Genomic DNA, 24037 nt, shown 5'->3' on the forward strand with positions numbered 1-24037 from the left:
CCATTATCGAGGAACTATTGGCCCCATGAACACGTTCAATATCGCCACTCATGGTCTCTCCGTCGAGACCACCTATCGTAACGCCGCACCCGCCCTGCTCTATGAGCTGGCGTTGCGCTACGAACCCGGCACCGCCATCTCCTCGAGTGGCGCGCTGATCGCGCTCTCCGGCGAGAAGACCGGCCGCAGCCCCAAGGACAAGCGCGTCGTCAGCCATCAATCGGTGCTGGACGACGTTTGGTGGGGAGATGTGAACATCAGCATGGAGGAGGAGGTCTTTCACATCGCCCGCCAGCGCGCGGTGGATTACCTCAACACCTGCGAGCGGCTCTACGTCGTCGACGGCTACGCCGGCTGGGATCCCAAGCACCGAATCAAGATCCGCGTCATCTGCGAGCGCGCCTATCACGCACTGTTCATGCGCAACATGCTGATTCGCCCCACGGCCGAGGAACTGGAGAGCTTCGGCGATCCCGACTATGTGATCTACAACGCCGGACGCTTCCCGGCCAACCCGCGCCTGCCGGGCATGACCTCCAAGACCTGCGTGAGCCTGAATCTTTCGCAGAAGGAGTTCGTCATCCTCGGCACCGAATACGCCGGCGAGATGAAAAAGGGCGTGTTCACCATCATGAACTACATCATGCCCAAGCGTGGCATCCTCTCGATGCACTGCTCGGCCAATGAGAGCGAGGCCGGCGATGTCTCGATCTTCTTCGGACTCTCCGGCACCGGCAAGACCACGCTGTCAGCCGACCCCAAACGGGCACTGATCGGCGATGACGAACACTGCTGGTCGGACGACGGGGTGTTCAACATCGAGGGTGGCTGCTACGCCAAGGTGATCGACCTCTCCGCCGCGGCCGAGCCCGATATCTACCGGGCGATTCGCTTCGGTGCGGTGCTGGAGAACGTGCGCTTCAATCCCCAGAGCCACGAAGTGGACTACAAGGACTCCTCGATCACCGAAAATACCCGCTGCTCCTACCCCATCGAGTACATCGACAACGCCAAGATCCCCTGCGTAGGCGGCACGCCGAAGAACATCATTTTTCTCACCTGCGACGCCTTCAGCGTATTGCCACCGGTCAGCAAGCTCACCCCGGCCCAGGCCATGTACCACTTCATCAGCGGTTACACGGCGAAAGTGGCCGGAACGGAGATGGGCGTGACCGAACCGCAGGCGACCTTCTCCTCCTGCTTCGGCGCGCCGTTCCTGGTATGGCACCCCACCGTCTACGCCGAACTCCTGGCGGAGAAGATCCGCAAGCACAATACAGACGTCTGGCTGGTCAACACCGGCTGGAGCGGCGGCCCCTACGGGGTGGGCAAGCGCATGAGCATTGCCCACACCCGCGCCATCATCGACGCCATTCACGACGGCTCGCTGCGTGACGCGCCGACCGTAGTCGATCCCACCTTTGGCCTGGCAATCCCCCAACGTTGCGGTGATATCCCCACCGAGGTGTTGAATCCGGCGAACAGTTGGACAGACCGGGCCGCCTACGACGCAATGGCCGCCAGGCTGGCCGATCTGTTCCTCACCAATTTCCGCAAGTACGCCGATCAGGCCAGCGATGAGGTGCTCGCCGCGGGACCGAAAGCCTGACGCCAACCTTGACCTGCAACCCTCCCTGCTCGGGGAGGGCGGCATAGTGTGTCCCTGACAAACGCCCCGTCAGGCTTTCATGTGCGGACCGCGACCGCTGGGCTTGCGCGCCTCCAGGAACAGGTGGATCGCCAGGGCACTGCGCCAGAAAAGCGGGCGCAGATCGATAACCGGGTCGAGCGGGGCATCGCCGACGTTGGCGACCGACTCGCCGTGAAGCACCTCCTTCACATAGGTACGCATCCAGGGCGGAATCACCTGAAAGCGCAGGTAGCGCAGCAGGTAGGGGCGGATGCGTTTCCGGGTGGCGCGCAGTCTGAAGGTATTCTCGAAGGCGGCTTGAAACAGCGCCTCGATGGCATCGAGGTCGATCTTGTTATTCGCCTTGGGATCCATCTCCCAAATCGGCGGCAGATTAGGTTTCCGGTCCATAGCAATCGGCCTCAACAGGAGCCGTTCGTTCCGGGGGTGCCGCGACTGCGCAGTGCGCGCCGCCAGGGCGGTTACATGGGTTATGAACCAAATTCAGCCGATAGGTTCAACCACGCGCCGCGCGATACCGCAGGAAGCTGCTGAGGAGGCAGGCAAATCGACCGGTGACGGGATTCAATCGCGGGTCAGATCTTCCAGCAACCGTTGGTAGGTTGCCTCATCGATCTCCCCCTTCTCGCGGCGCTGCTTGAGCATCTCGATATGCTCCTCCGCCCACTGGTCGGGCGATCCGGCGACCCGCGTGAGCAACCAGCGCACCAGGAAAATCAAGGGGATAATGAAGGCCAACCCGATGGCGACCTTGGTCATCTGATCTGAAAACATGAAAACAGACTCTGAGCGAACCCGCAGCCGATGGTAACCAATACCCCGCACAGGCACCACCCGCGCTAACGGTGGAGATAGACGTAGTTACGCCCCGATCTGGCGCAGACGATAATCCGCTCCCCCAACCCACCGCAGTCCACCAGGCGCAAGCGTTGATCGGGCTGAACCTGCCCGCTCACCCCGATACTGGCCTTGTCCTTGCGCAGATAACGGTACATGGTCTCGAAGCGTCCTGCGAAATCGACGCCCTTTTCGGACAGATCCTTGAACAGGAAGGCGAACTTGCCGTAGTTCATCGTCGCGCCCCCCAATCCGATATCGAGCATCTTTTCCACATAGCGCTGGTAGGCGCGGTAAAGGTAGTTGCCGACACTGGGCGCATCGGCGAGATTGCCGGCGAAAACCGGAAGGTTCATCCGGTTCTCCTCGCCGAGCGCGCCGGCGCGGAGATGGCGATTGGCGCGATTGTCGGTCAGCTCATAACGCCGCTCGCCGCACGCAATTTCGGCCCCCTGCAAGCGGCAGGCCGCCAGCCCGGCGCTCAGCAGCGCCGCTCGGGCGGCGTCCGGAACCGGCGTGCGAGCGGACGACTCCGCCCGGCGTTCGGGTGCAGCGGCCTGGGACGGGAGCGGCGCGTCGGGATCAACGGCAATCTGCTTCCGCTTCTCGGATTGGGGTAGCGCCACCTCGATCCCCAGGCGTTTGGCGGGTCGTTTGAGCAGCAGCGCTTGAACGGTGGGGTTGTTGCGTTTGAAGTCGGCGAAGCTGGGTAACGCGCCCCCGCCCCCGCCGGCCGTCACCTCACAATAGAGCTGCTGGTAGTAGGTTTCCGCTGCCAGCATGCAAAAGGTCGTCGCCTGCGCAGTGGGAATGCCGAGCGCTGCCAGTATCAGCACCAGCGCCTTGCCCGAATGCGATTGCAGCTGCGTTGCGCTCACCGCAACAACCGGGTGCGCAGATCGCTCAAGGTGCGGTGAATGCTGTGGCAACGGCCGCAGACCGTAAACCCGACCGTCCCCAGATACTGACCCGACACCTTGGGGTCGTGGGGTTCGTTGAGCGCACCCTCCAGATCCTGCAGCGATTTGAAGGTCGCCGTGCCCAGAACACGCTCCCTGCTTGCAGGTTCGTCGTGACAGACGGCGCAGCTGGTGCCAAGCTGTGCGAGCTGCCTGCCCAGACGCCCGGTGGCGTCGCGCGCCTCCGCCAGCTCGCCATCCTCGCGTGCGGTTTTCAGCGCGTTGAGCGTATCGGCGAGCCGCTCCATCGACTCGAGAAAATCGGTGGCGCTTTCGCCCTCCGCGGCCGCCACCCGCACCTCGGTGTAGTCGGGACTGCGATAGAGGGCGGTCACCACCCCTGTCCACTCCCGGTGGCAACCCTCGCATTTGCGCGCCAGTTTGCCCAGGCTATCGCTCAAGGCGGCGCGATCCTCCCGACGGGCCGCATCGAGCACCGCGCCCGCCAGTGGCTGCCGGGTCTGCTCTTCCCACTCCGGTACCATCTGCGGGAGCCTGGCATAGGTCTGCTGCAGCTCCATCGCCCAGTGGATCAGGCGCGCTTTGTCGTTGCGCTCGGCGTAGTGCTCAACGGCCTGCAACGCCTGGCGCAGCCGAAACATGGTGTGCAGCCACACCTGGCGCTTATTGTGCGGTTTGTACCATTGCGCCAGTGACTTCGGCGGCAGGGGCAAGGTTACCTCATCGGGTGCGGCAGCGGCGGGCACGCCGGAACCCAGGGTTCCCAATAGGAAAAACGTAACCAACAGCAATCGATACTTCATAGCGACATAGGATCCCAGGCAGCGTGTGGAAGGTTTTATCCGGTATAGTCGTATCACACAGGCAAGCAACCGGCACCGCGTCAAACCCAACCGTCCAGCTTAAGTCTCAACCTCAACATTATCTCGATCAAGGAACGCGTTCCAATGGCTGTCAAAAAACCCTTCGTCTTTCGCACTCAGGTACGTTTTTCCCAGACCGACCCCGCCGGGTACGTCTTCTACCCACGGTTTTTCGAAATGTTTCAATCCGCCGTGGAGGACTGGTTTTACGAAGGATTGGAGCTCAGCTATGCCGACCGCTTCAAAGCGGGCTGGGCGCTGCCCACCGCCCATACGGAATGCGATTTTCTGAGCCCCTGCCGGCTCGGCGACCTGCTGGAGCTCTCCATCGTGCCGGAAAAGGTGGGTAACAGCGCGATCACCATCCGCTTTGTCGGACGCGTCAATGGAGTGGAGTGCCTGCGCGCCCGCCAGGTGCTGGTCGTGATCAATACCCTGGAGGGCGGGCGCCCGCAGCGCATTGACGATGATCTGCGGGCGCGGCTCCAGTGGTACCTGGATGCCGATGAACCCCAGTGATCGCCGGTTCCGGCCACCCCGGACGGACGCCCCCCGATGAGTGACGACCTCTCCGCGCTGGCGCTGTTGCAGGCTTCGAGCCTGTACGGCGTGCTTGAAGCACCCCTGCTTGAGCGGCTCGCCCGCGACAGCAGTGTGCTCCGTCTGCGCAGCGGTGAACTGGTGTGGCGTGCCGGCGAGAGGGCCACCCACTTCGTCAGTGTCGAAGCAGGGCTGGTGGCCATCCGCCAGATCTCTCCCGAGGGCGAGATCACGCTGGTCAATCTGTTCGGTCCCGGCGAGAACCTCTGTATCACCCCCGCCCTGCAGGGGATGCGCTTCCCCGGCGACGCCGTCGCCATCACCGATCAGGTGACCCTGCTCAACGTCCTCGCGGCCCCCGTGGTCGCGCTCATGGAAGAGCATCAGGAGCTGAGTCGCACCATAGGCCGTACGCTGGTCGAACACACGCAGATCCTGCGCCGCAAGATCGATATCGTCAGTGCCGGCTCGGTGCCGCGACGCCTCGCCACGTTGATGCTTGACCTGATCGAGCGTTTCGGTGTGGCCGGCGACGATACCGCCCACATCCCGCTCACGCTCACCCGCGAACATCTCGGGCAACTGGTCAATGCCCGCACCGAAACGGTGATCCGCATCCTCAGCAAGTGGCAGAAGGCGGGCTGGTTCGTGTCGTCACCCGAGGGGTTCCGAATCGAGCGGCTGGAACTGTTGCGGCGTATCGTCCAGGGGCGCCCTCCCCGCCCGTCCCCCTGAAATCCGCCGCACCCCCTCCTCCGGCGAAGAGGTAACGGCCTATGACAATTGTCATAACACTCGCCGGTGCCCAACCGCTAGTCTCGTGACCGAACACTACGTCAGGAGGTCACAGACATGCAGGCGACGATTACCCGGTGGCAGGCAGACCACGTCAACTTCCGCCGTTTGCTCGATCTGCTGGAGCGTGAGATCCAGCGTCTGAACGGAGGCGACACGCCGCGCTACGAGCTGTTGGTGGATATCGTCTACTACCTCACCCACTACCCCGACTGCTACCACCATCCTGCCGAAGACACCCTGTTCGAAGCGCTCTGCGCTGCACGGCCCGAGCTGTGCGGGGATATCGCCAAACTTCACCACCAGCACCGCGTCATCGCCGCCAACGGTCAACGGTTGCTCGAATTGCTCGAGAGCATCATCGCCGGCGGCATCCTGTCTCGCGAGGCCCTGCTGGAACCTGCCGCGCTCTATCTCGACGGCTACCGCAAACACATGGCACACGAGGAAGCGGAGCTCTTTCCGCTGGCGCTGCGCCACCATGCCGCGCTGGATGCCGCCGGAGTGCCGCAACCCTCCGCAGTCTCTGATCCGCTCTTCGGCCAGGCAACCGCGGAGCGCTATCGCGAATTGCATCGCCAGATCGCTGAATATGCCGCGTGCGGCTGCCCGACCACCTGACCCCCATCCCCAACCACAGGAGCTCACCCATGGCACTTCTGATCACCGACGAATGCATCAACTGCGATGTCTGCGAACCCGAATGCCCCAACAGCGCAATATCACAGGGTGCCGAGATCTACGTCATCGACCACGACCGGTGCACCGAGTGTGTCGGCCACTTCGATACTCCACAGTGCATCGATGTTTGCCCTGTCGACTGCATCATCCCGCACCCGGACTACGTGGAGAACAAGGAAGAGCTGATGGCGAAATTCGAACGCCTGACGACGGCTTAACGGTCCGGTTTCTGGGCGATGAGCTTCGCCTCGGGCAGCAGATGATGAATCGCCGCCGGCAGCTCGAGACAGATGCCGGGAATGGGACGCACCGTTACCCAGAGGAGATTGAGCCGCAGGTTCATGTCGGCGAACACCACCGCGTGCCGATAGCACTGGAGCACACCGTTGAGGGTATTCAACGTTTGTCGAAGCTCGCTGGATGGTTTGCTACGGAGTCTCGGGATCAGCATCATGAAGTCGCTGAGCGGGCGTCCGTTTTCGTCGCGGGCCGGGGCACGCTTCCACAACGGTTCAGCCGGTTCCCAGGGTGACAGGCAATCGATCCGCTTGGCCATCGGCATCTCCTCACGATCAGCGCGTCGCTGCAACTCTTCCTGCCACTGCCCGCCCAGCTGACCCGCGCTTACCTTGGGGAGGCGGCCTTGTTACCACGAAGCTTTTCCCGGCGCAGTATCTTGCCCGCCTCCGGGTATTCGTAATGGACGACACGCTTGCCATGACTGCTTTGGACTACCGCACCCTTCACGTTGTAGGGACCGGCAAGTTCCTGCGGCGGAAAGCGTGAATTGACGGGATTCAGATAGGCTTTACCGGCGGCGAGGATCAGCTGGCGGAAGACAAACTCGCCCTGGTACTCGATCACCACGTAAGCGCCGCTGACGGCAGCGTAGCCAGGATCGACGATGATGATGCAGCCATCCTCGAACTCGGGCGCCATGCTCTCGCCCTCGACCCGCAAGGCAAAGGGTTCCAGTTCGCTGCAGTCACCGTCTTGTCGGTCAATGCTCATGCAGGTCTCCCGATCCGGTACTGATCGTCTCTTGGCGACCTTGGCGCCTTTGCGTTGAAAGAACTCAATGAAGTCATTCGCGGCTTCCGCCGCTGCTACGCAACTCCACTCACTCGCGGTCCAGTACCTCGTCGTGGATCTCCTCGTAGATATCGAAGATCGACAAGCACAGCGCGGCGATGATCGGCCCGTACAGCAAACCTAGCACACCGAACGTGATCAGTCCGCCCAGGATCGAGAGAAACACCAGCAGCGTGTGATCGAGCAACTGAATTTCGGCGGAACCACCCGCATAGAATCTGGAAAGCCAGGTAATGAGTTGCGGGCGCAGCACATTGTCGATCACCACTCCCATCACCAGCGCGCCCCACACAACCACGAACACCGCCTGAACCGGGTGTCCCTGGGCGTAGAGATAAATCGCCAGCGGAACCCAGATCAACGCCGTGCCGACCGCCGGAATAAACGCGGCGATCGCCGTCGCCATGCCCAGATAAAACCACGGCAGTTCCATCCATACCGTCACCAGTGCAATCGAGACTCCCTGCACCACCGCCAGTCCCAGGGTGCTGATCACCAGCACCGAGGCGCTCACCCGGAAACGCTCCATCAGCAGATAATCGTACTTGTTGCGCAGCGGCGTCAGATCCTTGATGTACTCGGTCAGGCGCGGACCGTCACGATAGAAGTAGAACAGGGCAAAGAGAATCACCGTTACCGAGAGCAGAATGCTGGCGGTATTGTCGATCAGCGTGCCGAAGAGTTTGAGCAGCCCGCTCTGCACCGTAGCGACAATGCTGCCCAGGTTGTCGTTCAGCGCGGAAATCACCGTCTCCAGGATTCTGTCCGGCAACGGAATGACCGACAACATCGCCTGCAACTGTTCGGCCAACCCCTTCGTTCCCGACTGTTCGATGTGCGCCTTGATGAGACCGTAGAGATCACTCGCCTTGATCCCGGTCGCCAACAACAGATAGATCAGCGGCAGGATCACGAACAGCGCCACCAGCAGTGTGGTTATCGCTGAAGACCACTCGGTCTTCTCCAGCCGGGTATTGATCCATACATACAGTGGGTAGGTGGAGGTCGCGATGACCACCGCCAACGCCAGTGCCGGTAGAAAGGGCCTGAAAAGCAGTGTCAGACCGGCAAACGCGGCGACAATCAGCAGCAACAGAAATCCCTGCTCGTAGGGGTGCGCGGCTGGGGAGGTCTCGTGTTTATCGTTCATGAACAGTGCATTGGTTGCGTGATGCGGGCACTACTGCAACAACGGATGATCGGTGGGCAACTGCTTCGCGATCCACAGCGCCAGTTTGTGCCGCATGCTTTGTTGCGATACCTGGTCCTCGGGCAACGGTTGCAGCAGTTTGTCGCGTACCAGCAGCCGATAGATGTACTCCACCTTTTCGTTCAGCGAGTCGGTCGCATCGAACTTGACGGCACCGCGTCGTTCACCGTAACGCACCCCGACGCGAACCGCCTCCTTGACCAACTCCGTTTCGTTCTTGATCTTTTTCATAGTCGCCCTGAGATCGAGTTTGCCTCGCGCAAAGACGCTAAGGCGCAAGGGTACGCAAAGTTAACCCTACTGTTGCATAAATTGTTGCTTTGAGAGTGTTCAGAGCGCGCACCTGCCTCACGATCCGGCTCCGCCAACCAGCCAAAGCGCTCTTTGCGAACTTGGCGTCTTCGCGTCTTCGCGCGAAACCAAAAATCCAATCAAGCATTACTCTTTATGATGTACCCACCCGATTTTTCGTCGTACTCCAGTTCGAGCAATCCCTGCGTCTTGGCCTCTTCCAACAGCGCTCCGAAACTGCGAAAACCGTGGTAGGACTCGTCGAAACCCGGCTGGCGGCGCTTCAGCGTCTGCTTGACCATCGATCCCCACACCTTCTCCTCGTCACCGCGCTCCTTGAAGAGATCCTCAATCGTCTCCATGACGAGATCGAGCGCCTCCTGCCGTTTCTCGTCCTCGGGCTTGGCGGTCTGTTTCTTGCTTTTCTTGGCGGCGCTCTTGCGCTTGCTGCGCGCCGGTTTCTCACGTTCCCGCGCCAGATCGTCGTAAAAAATAAACTCATCGCAGTTGGAGGTGAGCAGATCGGAGGTGGAATTCTTCACTCCCACGCCGATCACAACCTTGTTGTTTTCACGCAGCTTGCTCACCAGCGGCGAAAAATCGGAGTCACCGCTGATGATCACAAAGGTATCGACGTGCTCCTTGGTGTAACAGAGATCGAGCGCATCCACCACCATGCGGATATCGGCTGAATTTTTGCCTGATTGGCGCACATGCGGAATCTCGATCAACTCGAATCCCGACTCGTGCATCGGTGCCTTGAACTCCTTGTAGCGATCCCAATCGCAATAGGCCTTCTTGACGACGATGTTGCCCTTGAGCAGCAGTCGTTCGAGCACTTTGCGGATATCGAATGCTGAATACTTCGCATCGCGCACACCAAGCGCGACATTCTCGAAGTCACAGAACAGCGCCATGCTTTGGGTACTGGTTTTTGCGTTCACGGCTCGTTCCTCAGCGATTGGTCGATACGGCAGCCGAGCGTGGATCGATCTCGGTCGCTACCCGCCTCATCAGCACCTGGCGTATCTCGCTCAGACGCGCCTTCACACGCACAGCATTGTTGGGTCCCATGCGAATCATGATCTTCTGTCCGGCAGACAGCGCTTCGAGTTCGGGGTCATCGAACTTGAACATCACGCTGGGGCGGGCCAGCTTGATCGGTTTCTGCACCGCCGGTGTCGCCAGCAGATCGTCGATGGCCTCCACCACCCTGTCGTTGAAATAGGCGTTGGGGTAACCCAGATCATCGTAGGCTTCCTGAAACAGCGGATAGAGATAGACGTAGACATCCACCAGACCCTCCACACTGACCGACTCCAGCAACTGCACATAGACGGTGTAGCGCTTGAAGTTTTCCGGGCTCAGGTACTGATTGCCCTCCTCGCCCTGGGCGGTGAACCTGCCGCTGACCGGTGCGGTGGGTATATAGCGCGGCGGCACCTGGCGCCGCGGCAGATTGTCGACGGTCACCACCACGCGGCGTATGAAATCGTTGACGTTGAACAGGGCCGACAGCGGTCCGCGACCGGTGACGCTGCCAAACTCCTCGGTCACGATGCGGTCGCTTGAGTCCAATGACGGCAACACTACCGCCGGCGGGACAACAGGCTCCTTGGCGGGCGCTTCGGCCGTGCTCTCCACCACCTGTTGGGGTGCTGGCGGAGAGGCCGCAATGGGGTAGCGCGCCTTGGCTTCTTCGCGATCGGTTGGCGCCGGTTTGAGCGACTCGGAGGTGGTGGCCGGGATCAACGCATCCTGAGCCGGACGGTAGAGGTAGTAGCCGACCGGTACGGCGACCAGGAGAGCGGGCAGGACGAACCAGACTGCGGTTTTTTTCATAGTAGTCAGTCGCTATGCCGGGGAAGGCTCCAGCATAGTGGATGCCGCCCGACAAACAAAGTGGAGCGGCAGCACTGGCCGATCTGCACCGTGTGCTACACCGTGATGCGCACCGCCTCCTTGCCCTCGGCGTCCAGCACATGGATGGCGCAGGCGATGCAGGGATCGAAGCTGTGGATGGTGCGCAGGATCTCGATGGGCTGCTCGGGGTCGTGGATGGCATGACCCTGCAGCGCTGCTTCGTACGGACCGATCGCGCCCTGAGCATCGCGCGGGCCGGCATTCCAGGTGCTCGGCACCACCGCCTGATAGTTGTCGATCAATCCGTTCTTGATGACGATCCAGTGCGCCAGACCGCCGCGCGGCGCCTCCATGAAACCGACGCCGCGTGCTTCGTTGGGCCAGGTGGAGGGTTCCCACAGCGTGTCGTTGAAGGTCTTGAGATCGCCGCCGCGGATATTGCCCACCAGCTGGTCGTACCAGCCTTGCATGGCGTCGGCCAGCACCTTGGTCTCCAGAGTGCGCGCCGCCGTGCGGCCCAGTGTCGAGAACAGCCCTTCGACAGGGAGATCGAGTGTGCGCAGCGTATGATGCACCAGCTCCTTGGTCTGCTCATGACCCGTGGCGTAGAGCATCAGTACCCGCGCCAGCGGACCCACCTCCATGGGCTTGCCACGCCAACGCGGCGATTTCATCCACGAGTAGCCCTTCTCCACGTCGAGCTGATCGTACGGCGGTTTGGGCCCGCTGTAGTTGAGCTGCGTCTCCCCCTGGTAAGGGTGCAGCCCCTGCTCCTGGCCACCTTCGTAGTCGTACCAGGAGTGGGCGACGAACTCCTGCACCTCCTCCTCGTTGTTGAGATCCACCTCATGGATGGTGGAGAGATCGCGATTGAGGATAGCACCGCGCGGAAGGAAGAAACTGTCGGGATCGCCCATGCCCCTGGCCGGCAGATCGCCGAAGGTCATGAAATTGCCCACGCCCTCGCCCTGTGTCGCCCAATCCTTGTAAAAACCTGCGATAGCCAGCGTATCCGGCACGTAGACCTGATCGACGAAGGTGCGCATCTGCTCGATCACCGCCTGAATGCGCTGCAGCCCTTCGATGTTGAGCGCGGTCGCGCCCATGCCGCCGCGGTGGCGCGGGCCGAAGCCGCGTTGCGCCCCCTTGCCGGGGCCGGTGCTGATGGCGCAGGGTGCGCCGCCGACCACGAAGTTGGGGTGCGGGTTCTTGCCACCGAGTATGGCGTGCAACTGCGCTACGTCGCGCTGCCAGTGCAGAGCCTCGAGATAGTGCGCCACCGCCATCAGATTCGCCTCGGCCGGCAACTTGTAGGCCGGGTGCCCCCAATAGCCGTTGGCGAAGATGCCCAGCTGCCCGGCTTCGACAAAGTCTTTGAGCTGTTTCTGCTTGTCGGCGAAGTAGCCCGGCGAGGATTTGGCGAAGGGGCTGATCGATTGCGCCAGCGATGAGGTCGCTGCAGGATCGGCGTTCAGCGCCGAGACCACATCGACCCAGTCGAGCGCATGCAGATGATAGAAGTGCATCACGTGATCGAGGATGTACTGCGCGCCGATCATGAGATTGCGGATCAGCTCCGCGTTCTGCGGAATTTCGATCTTCAGTGCATCCTCCACTGTGCGCACCGATGCGATGCCATGCACCAGGGTGCAGACGCCGCAGATGCGCTGTGCAAACGCCCAGGCATCGCGCGGATCGCGCCCGCGCAGGATGATCTCGATGCCGCGCACCATGGTTCCCGAAGAGTAGGCGTTGGCGATGGTGTCGCCCTCCATCTGCGCCTCGATACGCAGATGCCCCTCGATACGCGTGACCGGATCGACGACGATACGCTTGCTCATGCCTCACCTCCCGCTGCCGCTGGCTGGTCGTCGGTCAGATACTCGGCGATCAATTCCGTCAAACCCACCACCTCGATGTTCATCTCGTTGTGCTCCAGACCCTCTTCCAGCACGATGCGGCAATTGGCGCAGGCGGTGACCAGCGTCCCGGCACCGGTCGCCTCGACCTGGCGCTTCTTGCGATTGAATGCCTTGAGACGCAACTCTTCGGCGCGGTCGTTGGCGCTCACACCACCGCCGCCACCGCAGCACCAGTTCATCACGCCGCCGTCGGGCATCTCGCGAAAATCAGCCGCCACGCTGCCCAGCAATTCACGCGGCTGCTGCAACACGCCGCCGCGGCGCACGATCTGGCAGGGATCGTGGAAGGTGATCTTGCGCTCGTCCTTGCCCGAGGTGCGCAGGCGCCCCGCGCGTTTCAGCTGCTCGAGCAGCTCCAGGATGTGCACCACTTCGAACGTGTAGGGTTTGCCAATGAGATTCGGCCCCTCCCAACGCAACGCGGTATAGGCGTGGCCGCACTCGGGGCTGATCACGTACTTCACCTTGAGCCGCTCGGCGGCATCGACGATGCGTTGTACCAACACCTTCGCCAGGTCCGAGACTCCGATCTGGATGCCGCTGTTGGTGGCCTCGAAGGCCTCGCTGGCGATGGTCCAGCTGACGCCGGCCTTGTCGAAGATGCGCGCCAGAGCGCCAATGTACTCGGGGAAATTGACCGTCTCCATGGAAGAGAGCAGCACCATGTAATCGGCGCCCTCCGCATCCAGCGGCACTTTCAGGCCGGTATCCTTCTCCTGATGCCTGATCTGGGCCTGTAGCGTCTCCAGCTTCACGCCCATCGGGCTGCCGAGCTCGATGGCGCGTTGGGTCGCGCCGCGCAATCCGTCCGGCGCGTGACCCGCCACCGCCATGCCCTCGCGCATCTTGCGGATCATGTAGGTGAGATCGTTGCCCACCGGGCAGACCATTGAACAACGCCCGCACATGGTGCAGCTGTCGTAGACCAGTTCGCTCCACTCGGCGAGTTCCTTATCGCGGACCGTTGCGCCGATCCCCACCAGACCCATCAGCTTGCCGACCAGCGTGTACTCGCGGCGCCAGAATTTCTTGAGCGGCTCCAGCTTGTAGATCGGCGTGTATTTGGGATCACCGGTCTCGGTGTAGAAGAGACAGGCCTCGGCACACAAGCCGCAATGCACGCAGCTGGCGAAGAAGCTGGCGATGGGCGCATCCATCACCGAACGAAAGGCCTGCATTCCTTTCTCATGCGTAGCGCTCATGATGCCACCCCCTTACGACCGAAGATGTCACCCGTGTACCAGCGCGCCAGCACGAAAGTGATCGCGTGCATCAGTTTGGTAAAGGGCAGCGCGACCAGCAGCAGCTGCACGCTGAGAATGTGCAGCGCCAGCATGAACGTATAGTCGGGGGTGAGATGATTGAAGGCCAGATAACCGGTCAGCAGCGGCAACGCGGTCAGCGCCCAGACCAGGTAATCCTCGAAGCCGGAGAGAAACCGTTTCACCGGGTCGGTGAGGCGATTGGCCAGTACCGCGACCATGGTAATCAGCGTTATCACCGTCACGGCATCGACCAGCGCCGAGGGCAGACCCGGCCAGCTGATCCCGAGCAGATCTTTGATCAGCAGGATATGCGGCACGAAGAGAAACACGACGATAAAAAGGCCGAGGTGAAAGATATAGCCGGCGATATAGGTGACCGGCGAGGCCTTCAACATACCCGGTGGCGGTATCGAGCGGGTAAAGATCGTACGCCAGCCCGAGCCTTTGCCATCGCTGCGCCGCGGCGCCAGATCGGCCTTGCGCCCCAGCGCCAGGATTTCGATCAGGCGCACCAGCACACCGACGATCAGCACGACCATGGCGATATTGAAGCCCGTGCCGCGCACCCAGAGCAGAAAATCCATCGACCCGCCATTCATGACGATTTCTCCAGATCATCCAGGGTGACAGGTTCATGCTTGGCGCGTGCCTCACCGCGTATCTTGCGGTTGTGCCACGCCACCGCGGCGCCCGCCGCCACGCCACCCAGGGCTGCACCCGCGGCCACCTGATTGATGGTGCCGGTAGGCGCAGAAAGGGGCTTGTAGAAACTGCCCGCATCCCAGAAATTGGGCTCCGAGCAGCCCAGGCAGCCGTGCCCCGACTCGATCGGAAAACTGGTTCCGTCATTCCACTTCGTGGTGGCACAGGCGTTGTGGGTGACCGGACCTTTGCACCCCACCTTGAACAGGCACCACCCTTTGCGCGCACCCTCGTCATCGAAACTCTCGGCAAACAGCCCCTGGTCATAGAAGGGACGCCGGTAACAGCGGTCGTGGATGGTGTCACCGTAGAAGGCCAGCGGTCTTCCCAGTTCGTCGAGCTCAGGCAAACCGCCGAAGGTGAGAAAGTGCGCCAGCACTCCGGTAATCACCACCGGAATCGGCGGGCAGCCCGGGACGTTCACCACCGGTCTGTCCTTGACGATCTGCGATACGCTCACCGCGCCGGTCGGATTGGGCTGCGCCATGGGAATACCACCGAATGCAGCGCAACTGCCCACGGCGATGACCGCGGCGGCGCCCTCGACGGTCTCTTTCAGCATCTCGACATTGCTGATCCCGGCGATGGTGGAGTAGCCGGGATTGCCCAGCGGCAGCGACCCATCCACCACCACCAGATATTTCCCGTGATTCTCCTTCATCGCCTGCATTCGCGCATGTTCTGCGGCGGTGCCGGAGGCGGCCTGCAGAGTATGGTGATAGTCGAGCGACACCTGCCCGAGAATCAATCCTTCGAGCGTCGGCGTGTGCGAGCGCGTCAGCGATTCGGTGCACCCGGTGCACTCCTGGAACGAGAGCCAGATCACCGAGGGACGCCGCGCTTTCTCCAGTGCCGCCGCAACCGCCGCGACGCTGCCGGGCGGCAATGCCATCATCGATGCCATCGCCGTACAGAACTTGAGAAACCCGCGCCGACTCACCCCCTGATCGCGCAACACCTCGCCGAGCGTCTTGCCTGAACTCATGGGTTACCCCCCCTTTCTATCGCTTCGGTTGTTGGACCGGTTTCCCCACAATCACAGAACCCGCCCGGTCCTCGACTACTGATCGGTCGCGGAGCGATCACCGGCACACAATATTGCATCGAGCCTCTTTGCAGCCTCCTCCACATCGCCGGGCTGGCTGCACAGCAATTTCGGTATATAGGTAATCTCCACTGACTTCGCCACCAGCGCGCCGTCGGGACTGCGATGTTCGATCCACCAGACCCCCGGGTAGGCGGTCTCTTCCACCTCGCTGGCGCCCAGCGCCTGCACCAGCGCGCTCACCTCGCCCACACCCAGCGTCTCTTTTAATGCCCGCTCGTCACCGGGGCCAAAAGGAAGACTGCGCAGATCGATGACGCTCTCGCGGCCTTCCGTCGCCAACTCGCGCATTGCCTGGAGAATTTCGCGCAGCACAGGCGCGGTGTTCCCCGTGCGCTGCGCGGAACAGCTATCCGGATGTTTGGGTAAACCGGGTTGGACCGGAAAGGCATTCATGAAGCTACACCACCCTCTTCCGTCATTATTGTGGTTCGTTCGGAATCGTGGGCGAGGCTGAAGACGTGAAACCTACCGGGTAGATGCTCACCAAAGCTTCGCCTACACCTAGCAATCTACACGCCTGAGACGGCGCTCGCATATCCCGGATTGGATAACCCGTGGGTCCATCCGAGGTAAGCATCATTCGCAGGGCGAACCTGGGCGCGCCAGGCAGTGAAACAGGATTGGAAAAAGAAAAAACTCCGGGCCGTCGGGCCCGGAGTTTCGGTGGGGTTGAATCAGGGGTTACAGCGGTCGATCACGCAACCGCGCAGCCGGGGATTGAGCTGTTGCGACGCGCTTCAGCGCTTGCGGGGAGCCCAGGGATAGATGCTCTGCCCTTCGGCACGCGCATTGAGGTTCAGGGCCTGCTCCTTGGCGTAACTCGTCACCTTGCGCAGCGAACCCCGCGCATAGCCGGTGATCCGATTGCGCTCACCCTTGATGTCGTAACGGTACCAATCGTCTCCCTCGCAACCCTCTGGGGGGGCTGTCTTTACCACCTGCTCCACCTCGTAGTGGCTCATGGACTCCACCTTGGAACTCTTCGTTGAAAGCATGGTGCTATCTCCTTAAACGGCAAACGCCCTGGGCGTTTGCCTTGTGCAATGTTGATTCAAGCCGCTTTTACTGTATGCCGGCGCTACAACGGGGTGCGCCGCTGCGGGTATACCAATGCTGAGTGGAGGGTCTTCGCGGTTCCGGGGGAAGACTTTCAGCCGTTGGGCATCGGTTCTGATTTCGCCGTTTCGCCGACCTGTGACGGCTGTGTCGCCGCTCTCACGGCGAAGTGGCGCGAACAGTATACCACAGGGTGCTCATTCCCTGTTTGCACCTCCATCAGCGGCCCGCAGAATAACGACGGCCTGGAATCGCTCGCGGTGTGACGAATTCGTGACCTTTCATGCCTATGCTGAGGACCAGACCCCCGTTAGCGATCCAGCAAGAGCCAGCCACCCTATGTACGTATCTTCCAACCGCCTGCGCCTGTTGCGTTCTGGCGTACCCGCCCTCCTGCTGCTCGCGGTGCTGGCGCAACCTGTCGCAGGATGGCCGGCCAGCAATGCGGCACCGGCGGCGATTCCCGATGCCTTCCTCGCCCTGCTGACGGGCGACGGCAACGAGATCACAGACGCCTTCACCACCCTCGATCACCACTGGGATGAGACTTGCATCCCCATGGCGCTTGAGACGCTCTATCTCAGTCGCAATCTCCACGTCACCGGCCGGCTCGTGGAACTGCTCCAACAAAAAAGCGGACAGACATTCGGCTTTGACATCGGCAAATGGCAGGAGTGGCTCTGGTCGCGACCCGGGAAACAGCATCCACGCTACGCCGATTTCAAATCGCGCCTCTACCGCACGATCGATCCGCGCTTCGCACACTACTTCGCTACCGAACGTCCGCGCGAAATTCGCCTCGATGAAATCGTCTGGGGCGGCGTACGCCAGGACGGCATTCCGCCGCTGCGCCAACCCCGGATGATCGGCGCTGCGGCTGCCGATTATCTCAAGGACGACAACGTCATCTTCGGGGTCGAGATCAACGGCGATGTACGCGCCTACCCCAAACGCATCATGGCGTGGCACGAGATGTTCGTCGATGAGGTGGGCGGCATTCCCGTCACCGGCGCCTACTGCACCCTGTGCGGTGCCATGATCCTCTACCGGAGCGGTGGGCATCAGTTGGGTACCAGCGGTTTTCTCTATCGTTCCAACAAACTGATGTACGACCAGGCCACGCAATCGCTGTGGAATACGCTATGGGGAACACCGGTTGTCGGGCCTTTGGTGGGCAAGGGCATTGCGCTCGAGCGCCTGAGCATCGTCACCACCACCTGGGGCGAGTGGCGGCGTCGCCATCCCGACACACAGGTGCTCTCACTCGATACCGGCTATGCCCGCGACTACCGCGAAGGCGTCGCTTACTTCGAATACTTCCTCACCGATGAGCTGATGTTCGCGGTTCCCGGGCGCGACTCCCGCCTGCCCAACAAGGACGAGATTCTGGGCTTGGTGCTCGCGCAGGCGCCCGATCAACCACTGGCGATCTCGGCACGCTACCTCCATCGGCATCCTGTCTACCACGATGCCCTCGGGCCGGTTCGCTTTGTAGTGCTGACCGACCGCTCCGGCGCGAATCGCGTTTTCGATTCGGCCGATGTGCGATTCGTCTCCTGGGATCGCGGCCGCGTGGCGCTGGATGATCAGGGTAAACGCTGGACGCTCACCGAAGCCGCGCTCTTCGGTCCCGATGGACGCACTCTCCATCGACTGCCCGCCCACCGCGCTTTCTGGTTCGGTTGGTTCTCCGCTTATGCCCACACGCGGTTGGTGAAGTAGCCGCTCCGGCCCGCCTATCTGGCGAACAGCTGTGAGCGGTCTTTGAAGGCCTTGAACTCCAACGCATTACCCGAGGGATCGAGGAAAAACATCGTCGCCTGCTCGCCCACCTCGCCTTCAAAGCGCACCGTGGGTTCGATCACGAATCGAATCCCTTGCCCGCGCAACCGCATGGCCAGCGCCTCCCACTCCGGCATCGTCAGCACGACGCCGAAGTGCGGTACCGGCACATCGTGCCCATCGACCGGGTTGGTAATGGTCCGTCGCGCGGCGGCATCGCGATCCAGGTGCGCCACGATCTGATGCCCGAAAAGATTGAAATCGATCCAATCCTCTGAACTGCGCCCTTCGGGACACCCCAGCACTTCGCCGTAGAAGCGGCGCGCCTCGTTCAGATCGTGCACTGGAAAAGCCAAGTGAAACGGATTGCTCATAACGATCGTTCACTCCTCACGCCGATGGTCCGGCAAGTATGGCAGTCCGTGACCGGCGGCGCTGATCGACTCACTCCTCGCCATCGCGGCCACATTGAAACCTGCGCCGGCGTTGAGACCCGCTGCTCACCGGACGACCTGGGGCGGGCCGCCAGTCTCTGACATAATGCGCCACAGTCCAGGCAGCGTTAACCAAAGCATTCCCCGGGCAGGAAGCCCTTTACCCTCCGACATATCGGCCGAGCGATCATGAAAACAATTGAAACCCGCGACGGTTACGCCGTCTTCTATCCCATCACCACCCGCTGGAGCGACAACGATCTCTACGGTCATGTCAACAACGTCACCTACTACTCCTACTTCGATACCGCCGCCAATCGCTACCTGATCGAAGCGGGTGGATTGGACATACACAACGCGGAGATCATCGGCGTAGTGGTCGAATCCCGCTGCAACTACCACAGCGGCGTCGCCTATCCGCAGAATCTTGAGGCCGGCCTGCGCGTCGACAAACTGGGCTCACGCTCCGTCACCTACGGCATCGGCATCTTCGAAGAGGGGAGCCGGGAAGCATCGGCCAACGGACACTTCGTTCATGTCTTTGTCGAACGGACCACCAACATACCGGTGCCGATACCGGAGCCAATTCGCCGGGCGTTGGAGAAGATTGTTCGGTAAAAATCTTATAGCGCCTTAGTTGTTTAGCGATCCTTCACCGCTACCAGCAACGGACTGTCGCGCATCGCGCGGCACTGATCCGGTTCCAACTGTATGTTCCCCGGCGCGGAATCCGCACGCATCAGATTGTTGGCTCTTAGATCGTGAGCGCCGCTGTCAGTAAGCACATGGAACAGTTCATGGGCCAGGCCAACGGCAGGATGCGGCAGCGCGCGTGTCAACCACACCGTATCCCGCAACTCCGGCCTCGTGCGACTGTTGCCGGCGCCGATGGCTTCTGCGTCGAAAGCGGGGAGCTGACGCGTATCGCGCACCAGAAACGCCGCGGGCCGTTCAATAGCGAGAGTCGAAACCAGCTGTCTGGCAGACTGCGAGGAAAAATCCAGCCACTGCTCCTGGACCGCCATCTTGCGCCAGCGCACGCGCGCAAGATGCACACCGCACTGCGCATACGTTTGCGCTACCTGCGCGATCAACGCCGTCAGTTCCTCAACCTCCCAGCCGCTGCCGGCAAGCAACACCAAATCCAAACCTAGTTCCGCCACACGCTGTTGACCGCTCCAGCCGGGCGCGATCCCGCCGGCCAACATTTCAACGGCCACAGGTTGAACATCACCGCCGCGCGCATAGGCCGCGTTGAGCATGAGGACAACGATGCAAAGAAACTGCAAATATCGGTTTTGCCAATGTTCGTGGTGTTCTATGCAGCTATCCAATTCATCCGCCAATCAGCCCGGTTGGAGTCAGGATAAAATTCCCACCTGCCATTCCTCCAAGCAGCCATTTACAAAAGGAGTTTTTACCCCGACCCTGAAAAAATGCTTGGAAGCGGTGCTCGGGGAAGTCTACAGCGCAGCAAGTTGTTGGGCTTCACTGCGCTCTGCTCAACCTACATGCTATGAATTCAAAGATGCTTTTCGCCCGATTGTGCCAGCGACGCCAGAACCGTCTCGATCACGCGCACAATCTCTTCGCATTTCCGAGTGTCGAGCGCATCGGGATGGGGCGAGGTGAACTGACCTGCATCGTTGTCGAAATACCGGCCTGACGCAGTTCCAAATTCATCGGACAGTGCCGCTCGGACAAGTATTTCCGCGCCGATACGAACATCATTGCCGGCCACACCAAATCCTTCTTTCACCATCTTGGTGCCCAGCAACGACCCGGGATTAACCGCGATAATCGCTGGCCCCTCCTCTTCAAGCGACAGCGCCATACTGCGAGACCACATGGTAAGGGCCAGTTTACTTTGCGCATAAGCTGAAAAATCATCGGGCAATACGACCCGCCCGGCCACTGCTTCGGGGTCTACGGGAGACTGAGCCGCGGAGGACAGGTTGATCACCCTCCCGGAAGCTCCTATCAGCGGCAGAAGTCGTTGCGTCAGCAGATAGGGTGCTAGCGTATTGACTACAAAGCGGACATCAAGGCCGTCTTGCGTGATGGGCTCGGGGGTGTGGAAAACCCCGGCATTGTTGATCAGCACATCCAGCCGGGCATGCCGTCCGGCTACCTCTTTGGCAAGAATCTCGACATCGGCCAGGTGTGACAGGTCGGCTATATAGCCTTCAATATTGCCGCTATCCGCAAGACCGGCGAGCATTCCTTCCACTTTTTCCAGTTTCGCTGGGTTGCGTCCGTGCAGCAGCACACGGTGGCCCTGCGAAACGAGCATTTTGGCCGTTTCCAAGCCGATGCCATCGGTCGAGCCGGTTATAAGAAGGGTCTTTTGCATGCCTTTCACTTTCTTTCAGTGAAGTCCGGCAGGAATACTTGGGACCAGAGCAATAAACCCTCCCGGTACTCGTTGGACTAGCTTGCTGCTTGAGCAATTCACCAACACCGTACAATCAATCGTGTCTACAACCGAACAACCCCGCCCCCATCAGTACCCAACCGGGGATGTACACGGCCCACAAAAACCGCTGCGGGACGAAATCGACAAATGCCTCTGGACCGCGCGCCAACAACGACAGCGCCGGTTCCAGAAACGCAAACAGACAAAGCACGGCGCCGAACAGAAACAGACCGAGCTGGCGAAATCCGAAACGTTTTTCATGGTCGGCCAGCAGCACCCAGGCGCCCCAGACCACGAACAGCAACGCGATCGCCACCGGCGTCAGCCACGGCCCCAGCCAGGCCCAGGGGATCAGAAACAGGATGTCCCATTCGCTCCACGACACCGGCCAACCCAGTGTCACCTTCAACCAGACGTAGTAGAAGATATCCCAGAGTCCGAAGATGTAGACGAAGGCGGCGAAGCGCCGCATCGCCCCGCGCACAGCGAGCGCGGCGACCGCCACCAGCATCGCGACCGTCGCCGCTTCGCGGGCAAGTTCGACGGCGAGATGAATCTCGGAGAGGATGCGCGCGGGGAAGATGGTGAGCAGGTCGTTCGGATAGTAGACCTGGCGCAGATAAACGACGACCGTCGCTTCGAGATACGCCATGGCGACGGCGAATACGCTCAGCCAGAACAAGAGCCAGCGGCGTTGTTGCGCTCCGTTCGATGTTTCCATTGGGGCTCCTTTTGTTTTGCTGACCTGTTAACGGCTGGTTCTGCAGACACGGTGAATTCGCCCGCACTCACATCCCTTCTCCCGTGGGGAGAAGGTCAGGATGAGGGGGAGCTTCGATACGCCCTCACCCCAACCCCTCTCCCAAAGATAGAAGGGCTTTCACTTTTGCGCTTCCTGCATGCGCAGATGTCGAAACCGATTGATCGCCGCCAACACCTCGTGCAGGCGTGGCATGGCCAGTTCGCCGATGAGGTAAGGAGGCAGGATATCGAGTCCTTGCACCTCCACCTCGGCCAACGCATTGCGCACACCCTCGACGAGATCGCGCTGCGCGTCTCCCTGCGCGGCGTAGAAACGCATGAGATAGCCGATCGCCAGCGTCTGACCGGCATCGACCAACTGTTCGACCCCGGATAGATCGATCTCTTCATCGCCGTAACGCAGTCCCTTCGTGTCGCGTGCCTGGATCTTCACCCGTCCGCCCTCGCCCGCCGGCCGCAATGAACGCGCTTCCGGGATACGCTGCGCGGCGATCGCCAGCGGGGCGCGTTGCGCCTCGGCATCGGGACCGGACAGCGGCGTCGCCAGCCGCCTGGCCTGCTCCGTGACATCGTACGGCGCGTAGCAGTCCATCATCAGCACGGTATCCGCCTCGCTAAAGTAATCGCCGGTGCCGCCCATCACCAGAACGGTGCTCACGCCGTGGCGTTCGTAGAGTTCGCGTACACGATGGGTGAACGGTGTAATGGGTTCCTTCTCCTTGCCCACCAGCGCCTGCATGCGCGCATCGCGCAGCATGAAATTCGCCGCCGAGGTGTCCTCGTCCACCAGCAGCAACCGGCAGTCGCTCGCCAGTGCCTCCATGATGTTTGTCGCCTGCGAGGTACTGCCGCTGGCGTTGACGGTGGTGAAGCGGTGGGTATCGGTTCCGAAAGGCAGGTTGTCGATGAACGGGCTGATGTCGACAGCGCTGACCGCGCGTCCGTCCTCGGCGCGGATCTTTACCGCCGTGGCATCGGTCGCCACCTGTTCGCGTCCGTCGTCGGGAATGTGGTTGTAGACACCGCGCTCCAGCGCGCGCAGCAACGTCGACTTGCCATGGAAACCGCCGCCGACGATCAGCGTCACCCCGCGCGGAATCCCCAGGCCCCGCACCCGTCCCGCATGGGGCAGCACCGGTTCGCAGGCCAGCGTTTCGGGCGCGCGAAAAGCCACCGCGCCTGCGGCCAGCGGGCGATCATCCACGCCACTGCGTCGCGGCAACAGCGCACCATCCGCCACAAAGGCCACCAGCTCCGCCTCGCGCAACCAGGCGCGCAGCCACTCCTGATCCTCGGCGTTGTTCAGCTGCCGCTCCAGGGCTTGCTGCGGGAGATGCCCGATCAGCAGCCCGGCGCGCACCACTTGCGGCAGTTCGTCAAAGAACATCGCCTGCGCCTCGCGCGCGACGATGGTGCGCCCGGCAGCCGGCAACGCCAGACGCAACCGCGCCTCGACACCGTGCGAGTCGACCAGCACCGCGTTGCGGCGCAGGATCTGCTGGCCGCTGGTGGCGATGCTGAAGGCACCGCTCTTGCCCGTACCGCGATCGCCCTGCACGTGGCGCGCGATGGCCTGCGCCAATGCACGTCCGAGAAAATCCTCCAGCGCGATGCGGCGTATCGGTGCGGCGCACTCCACCGCTGCAAGCCCGGCTTCCACCGCCGGCACCTGCACACGAATGCGCGTCGCATCAGCGTAGGGATCGCCCTGCACGTGATCGATCACGAGTGTGAAAAAGGGGAAGCGATAGCTCCCCTCCAACGCCTTGTAGGCCTTGTAGCCTTTGCCGTTCAGCCGGGCGAGTCGTTCGCGCAGCCGTTCCATTCGATCACTCCGAAACCGATTT

Annotated in this window: 28 protein-coding genes; 7 read left to right on the forward strand and 21 right to left on the reverse strand. The window is 61.5% G+C overall.

Translation table 11 applies throughout. The annotated features are described in order from the left end of the window. Window positions 1-25 precede the first annotated feature (25 nt). Window positions 26-1609, forward strand: coding sequence for a phosphoenolpyruvate carboxykinase (ATP) (pckA, locus tag DWQ09_01865; GenBank protein ID KAA3630105.1), 1584 nt, complete (start codon window positions 26-28; stop codon window positions 1607-1609). 69 nt (window positions 1610-1678) lie between these two features. Here pckA and DWQ09_01870 read toward each other — a convergent pair whose 3' ends face one another. The 4 genes from DWQ09_01870 to DWQ09_01885 form a co-directional block, all read right to left on the reverse strand. After that, the gene (locus tag DWQ09_01870; GenBank protein KAA3630106.1) at window positions 1679-2005 is read right to left on the reverse strand and encodes a hypothetical protein; all 327 of its coding nucleotides are present in this window, start codon (window positions 2003-2005) and stop codon (window positions 1679-1681) included. A gap of 210 nt (window positions 2006-2215) precedes the next feature. Continuing rightward, the gene (locus DWQ09_01875; GenBank protein KAA3630107.1) at window positions 2216-2425 is read right to left on the reverse strand and encodes a hypothetical protein; all 210 of its coding nucleotides are present in this window, start codon (window positions 2423-2425) and stop codon (window positions 2216-2218) included. 65 nt (window positions 2426-2490) lie between these two features. Next, on the reverse strand, window positions 2491-3366 hold the full coding sequence (locus DWQ09_01880; GenBank protein ID KAA3630108.1) for a hypothetical protein: 876 nt from the start codon (window positions 3364-3366) through the stop codon (window positions 2491-2493). Further along, window positions 3363-4211: a hypothetical protein gene (locus DWQ09_01885; GenBank protein ID KAA3630109.1), complete on the reverse strand. Its 849-nt coding sequence runs from the start codon at window positions 4209-4211 to the stop codon at window positions 3363-3365. The genes DWQ09_01880 and DWQ09_01885 overlap by 4 nt, the downstream gene beginning before the upstream one ends. Window positions 4212-4355: 144 nt before the next feature. Here DWQ09_01885 and DWQ09_01890 point away from each other — a divergent pair, with 144 nt between their 5' ends. From DWQ09_01890 to DWQ09_01905, 4 genes are all read left to right on the forward strand, one after another. Next, complete coding sequence (locus DWQ09_01890; GenBank protein KAA3630110.1) at window positions 4356-4790, forward strand: acyl-CoA thioesterase; 435 nt, start codon at window positions 4356-4358, stop codon at window positions 4788-4790. Window positions 4791-4826: 36 nt separating this feature from the next. Further along, on the forward strand, window positions 4827-5546 hold the full coding sequence (locus DWQ09_01895) for a Crp/Fnr family transcriptional regulator (protein KAA3630111.1): 720 nt from the start codon (window positions 4827-4829) through the stop codon (window positions 5544-5546). 117 nt (window positions 5547-5663) lie between these two features. Beyond that, the gene (locus DWQ09_01900; protein ID KAA3630112.1) at window positions 5664-6227 is read left to right on the forward strand and encodes a hemerythrin domain-containing protein; all 564 of its coding nucleotides are present in this window, start codon (window positions 5664-5666) and stop codon (window positions 6225-6227) included. Between the two features lie 29 nt (window positions 6228-6256). Then, window positions 6257-6505, forward strand: coding sequence for a ferredoxin (locus DWQ09_01905; GenBank protein ID KAA3630113.1), 249 nt, complete (start codon window positions 6257-6259; stop codon window positions 6503-6505). Here the strand turns inward: DWQ09_01905 and DWQ09_01910 are convergent. The 12 genes from DWQ09_01910 to DWQ09_01965 all read right to left on the reverse strand — a co-directional run bounded on the left by DWQ09_01910 (window position 6502) and on the right by DWQ09_01965 (window position 16735). Next, window positions 6502-6843 (reverse strand): hypothetical protein, encoded by a 342-nt coding sequence (locus DWQ09_01910; protein ID KAA3630114.1) that lies wholly within the window; start codon window positions 6841-6843, stop codon window positions 6502-6504. The two genes, DWQ09_01905 and DWQ09_01910, sit on opposite strands and share 4 nt — an antisense overlap. 68 nt (window positions 6844-6911) lie before the next feature. Then, window positions 6912-7298, reverse strand: a complete 387-nt coding sequence (locus DWQ09_01915) for a S24 family peptidase (protein KAA3630115.1) — start codon at window positions 7296-7298, stop codon at window positions 6912-6914. Between the two features lie 109 nt (window positions 7299-7407). Continuing rightward, window positions 7408-8529 (reverse strand): AI-2E family transporter, encoded by a 1122-nt coding sequence (locus DWQ09_01920; GenBank protein ID KAA3630116.1) that lies wholly within the window; start codon window positions 8527-8529, stop codon window positions 7408-7410. Between the two features lie 30 nt (window positions 8530-8559). Continuing rightward, window positions 8560-8820: a DUF5062 family protein gene (locus DWQ09_01925; GenBank protein ID KAA3630117.1), complete on the reverse strand. Its 261-nt coding sequence runs from the start codon at window positions 8818-8820 to the stop codon at window positions 8560-8562. Window positions 8821-9020: 200 nt separating this feature from the next. Beyond that, window positions 9021-9797 (reverse strand): NYN domain-containing protein, encoded by a 777-nt coding sequence (locus tag DWQ09_01930; GenBank protein ID KAA3630118.1) that lies wholly within the window; start codon window positions 9795-9797, stop codon window positions 9021-9023. A 37-nt stretch (window positions 9798-9834) separates the two neighbouring features. Beyond that, window positions 9835-10722, reverse strand: a complete 888-nt coding sequence (locus DWQ09_01935) for a DUF3014 domain-containing protein (protein ID KAA3630119.1) — start codon at window positions 10720-10722, stop codon at window positions 9835-9837. A gap of 95 nt (window positions 10723-10817) precedes the next feature. Continuing rightward, window positions 10818-12584: a nickel-dependent hydrogenase large subunit gene (locus DWQ09_01940; GenBank protein KAA3630120.1), complete on the reverse strand. Its 1767-nt coding sequence runs from the start codon at window positions 12582-12584 to the stop codon at window positions 10818-10820. Next, the gene (locus tag DWQ09_01945) at window positions 12581-13867 is read right to left on the reverse strand and encodes a (Fe-S)-binding protein (protein ID KAA3630121.1); all 1287 of its coding nucleotides are present in this window, start codon (window positions 13865-13867) and stop codon (window positions 12581-12583) included. Before DWQ09_01945 ends, DWQ09_01940 begins: the two co-directional genes overlap by 4 nt. Next, window positions 13864-14529 (reverse strand): hypothetical protein, encoded by a 666-nt coding sequence (locus DWQ09_01950; protein ID KAA3630122.1) that lies wholly within the window; start codon window positions 14527-14529, stop codon window positions 13864-13866. Before DWQ09_01950 ends, DWQ09_01945 begins: the two co-directional genes overlap by 4 nt. Continuing rightward, a complete protein-coding gene (locus DWQ09_01955; protein ID KAA3630123.1) occupies window positions 14526-15617 on the reverse strand; it encodes a Ni/Fe hydrogenase in 1092 nt (363 codons plus the stop codon). The genes DWQ09_01950 and DWQ09_01955 overlap by 4 nt, the downstream gene beginning before the upstream one ends. A 75-nt stretch (window positions 15618-15692) precedes the next feature. After that, window positions 15693-16133, reverse strand: a complete 441-nt coding sequence (locus tag DWQ09_01960) for a hydrogenase accessory protein HupE (GenBank protein KAA3630124.1) — start codon at window positions 16131-16133, stop codon at window positions 15693-15695. A gap of 344 nt (window positions 16134-16477) precedes the next feature. Then, window positions 16478-16735, reverse strand: coding sequence for a hypothetical protein (locus DWQ09_01965; GenBank protein KAA3630125.1), 258 nt, complete (start codon window positions 16733-16735; stop codon window positions 16478-16480). A 115-nt stretch (window positions 16736-16850) separates the two neighbouring features. Between DWQ09_01965 and DWQ09_01970 the strand changes: the two genes are divergently transcribed. Then, complete coding sequence (locus DWQ09_01970) at window positions 16851-18518, forward strand: DUF3179 domain-containing protein (protein ID KAA3630126.1); 1668 nt, start codon at window positions 16851-16853, stop codon at window positions 18516-18518. Between the two features lie 14 nt (window positions 18519-18532). Here DWQ09_01970 and DWQ09_01975 read toward each other — a convergent pair whose 3' ends face one another. Next, window positions 18533-18952, reverse strand: a complete 420-nt coding sequence (locus DWQ09_01975; GenBank protein KAA3630127.1) for a glyoxalase — start codon at window positions 18950-18952, stop codon at window positions 18533-18535. Window positions 18953-19201: 249 nt separating this feature from the next. On the opposite strand from DWQ09_01975, the gene DWQ09_01980 reads away from it, so the two are divergent. Continuing rightward, window positions 19202-19630, forward strand: coding sequence for an acyl-CoA thioesterase (locus DWQ09_01980; protein KAA3630128.1), 429 nt, complete (start codon window positions 19202-19204; stop codon window positions 19628-19630). Window positions 19631-19653: 23 nt separating this feature from the next. On the opposite strand, the gene DWQ09_01985 is transcribed toward DWQ09_01980, so the two are convergent. The 4 genes from DWQ09_01985 to DWQ09_02000 form a co-directional block, all read right to left on the reverse strand. Further along, window positions 19654-20274 carry a hypothetical protein gene (locus DWQ09_01985; protein ID KAA3630129.1) on the reverse strand — a complete coding sequence of 207 codons (621 nt, stop codon included), beginning with the start codon at window positions 20272-20274 and terminating at the stop codon, window positions 19654-19656. A 260-nt stretch (window positions 20275-20534) separates the two neighbouring features. Further along, window positions 20535-21365 carry an SDR family NAD(P)-dependent oxidoreductase gene (locus tag DWQ09_01990; protein ID KAA3630130.1) on the reverse strand — a complete coding sequence of 277 codons (831 nt, stop codon included), beginning with the start codon at window positions 21363-21365 and terminating at the stop codon, window positions 20535-20537. Between the two features lie 115 nt (window positions 21366-21480). Further along, complete coding sequence (locus DWQ09_01995; GenBank protein KAA3630131.1) at window positions 21481-22149, reverse strand: hypothetical protein; 669 nt, start codon at window positions 22147-22149, stop codon at window positions 21481-21483. A gap of 159 nt (window positions 22150-22308) precedes the next feature. Continuing rightward, window positions 22309-24015: an ATPase gene (locus DWQ09_02000; GenBank protein ID KAA3630132.1), complete on the reverse strand. Its 1707-nt coding sequence runs from the start codon at window positions 24013-24015 to the stop codon at window positions 22309-22311. Window positions 24016-24037: the final 22 nt, after the last annotated feature.

The organism is Pseudomonadota bacterium, from assembly GCA_008501635.1.
Taxonomy (GTDB): domain Bacteria; phylum Pseudomonadota; class Gammaproteobacteria; order QQUJ01; family QQUJ01; genus QQUJ01.

Coding starts and splice junctions, on each gene's coding strand:
- pckA (KAA3630105.1), top strand. CDS start 26: ATGAACACGTTCAATATCGCCACTCATGGTCTCTCCGTCGAGACCACC.
- DWQ09_01870 (KAA3630106.1), bottom strand. CDS start 2,005: ATGGATCCCAAGGCGAATAACAAGATCGACCTCGATGCCATCGAGGCG.
- DWQ09_01875 (KAA3630107.1), bottom strand. CDS start 2,425: ATGTTTTCAGATCAGATGACCAAGGTCGCCATCGGGTTGGCCTTCATT.
- DWQ09_01885 (KAA3630109.1), bottom strand. CDS start 4,211: ATGAAGTATCGATTGCTGTTGGTTACGTTTTTCCTATTGGGAACCCTG.
- DWQ09_01890 (KAA3630110.1), top strand. CDS start 4,356: ATGGCTGTCAAAAAACCCTTCGTCTTTCGCACTCAGGTACGTTTTTCC.
- DWQ09_01895 (KAA3630111.1), top strand. CDS start 4,827: ATGAGTGACGACCTCTCCGCGCTGGCGCTGTTGCAGGCTTCGAGCCTG.
- DWQ09_01900 (KAA3630112.1), top strand. CDS start 5,664: ATGCAGGCGACGATTACCCGGTGGCAGGCAGACCACGTCAACTTCCGC.
- DWQ09_01905 (KAA3630113.1), top strand. CDS start 6,257: ATGGCACTTCTGATCACCGACGAATGCATCAACTGCGATGTCTGCGAA.
- DWQ09_01910 (KAA3630114.1), bottom strand. CDS start 6,843: ATGGCCAAGCGGATCGATTGCCTGTCACCCTGGGAACCGGCTGAACCG.
- DWQ09_01915 (KAA3630115.1), bottom strand. CDS start 7,298: ATGAGCATTGACCGACAAGACGGTGACTGCAGCGAACTGGAACCCTTT.
- DWQ09_01920 (KAA3630116.1), bottom strand. CDS start 8,529: ATGAACGATAAACACGAGACCTCCCCAGCCGCGCACCCCTACGAGCAG.
- DWQ09_01925 (KAA3630117.1), bottom strand. CDS start 8,820: ATGAAAAAGATCAAGAACGAAACGGAGTTGGTCAAGGAGGCGGTTCGC.
- DWQ09_01930 (KAA3630118.1), bottom strand. CDS start 9,797: ATGGCGCTGTTCTGTGACTTCGAGAATGTCGCGCTTGGTGTGCGCGAT.
- DWQ09_01935 (KAA3630119.1), bottom strand. CDS start 10,722: ATGAAAAAAACCGCAGTCTGGTTCGTCCTGCCCGCTCTCCTGGTCGCC.
- DWQ09_01940 (KAA3630120.1), bottom strand. CDS start 12,584: ATGAGCAAGCGTATCGTCGTCGATCCGGTCACGCGTATCGAGGGGCAT.
- DWQ09_01945 (KAA3630121.1), bottom strand. CDS start 13,867: ATGAGCGCTACGCATGAGAAAGGAATGCAGGCCTTTCGTTCGGTGATG.
- DWQ09_01950 (KAA3630122.1), bottom strand. CDS start 14,529: ATGAATGGCGGGTCGATGGATTTTCTGCTCTGGGTGCGCGGCACGGGC.
- DWQ09_01955 (KAA3630123.1), bottom strand. CDS start 15,617: ATGAGTTCAGGCAAGACGCTCGGCGAGGTGTTGCGCGATCAGGGGGTG.
- DWQ09_01960 (KAA3630124.1), bottom strand. CDS start 16,133: ATGAATGCCTTTCCGGTCCAACCCGGTTTACCCAAACATCCGGATAGC.
- DWQ09_01965 (KAA3630125.1), bottom strand. CDS start 16,735: ATGCTTTCAACGAAGAGTTCCAAGGTGGAGTCCATGAGCCACTACGAG.
- DWQ09_01970 (KAA3630126.1), top strand. CDS start 16,851: ATGCTGAGTGGAGGGTCTTCGCGGTTCCGGGGGAAGACTTTCAGCCGT.
- DWQ09_01975 (KAA3630127.1), bottom strand. CDS start 18,952: ATGAGCAATCCGTTTCACTTGGCTTTTCCAGTGCACGATCTGAACGAG.
- DWQ09_01980 (KAA3630128.1), top strand. CDS start 19,202: ATGAAAACAATTGAAACCCGCGACGGTTACGCCGTCTTCTATCCCATC.
- DWQ09_01985 (KAA3630129.1), bottom strand. CDS start 20,274: ATGCTCAACGCGGCCTATGCGCGCGGCGGTGATGTTCAACCTGTGGCC.
- DWQ09_01990 (KAA3630130.1), bottom strand. CDS start 21,365: ATGCAAAAGACCCTTCTTATAACCGGCTCGACCGATGGCATCGGCTTG.
- DWQ09_01995 (KAA3630131.1), bottom strand. CDS start 22,149: ATGGAAACATCGAACGGAGCGCAACAACGCCGCTGGCTCTTGTTCTGG.
- DWQ09_02000 (KAA3630132.1), bottom strand. CDS start 24,015: ATGGAACGGCTGCGCGAACGACTCGCCCGGCTGAACGGCAAAGGCTAC.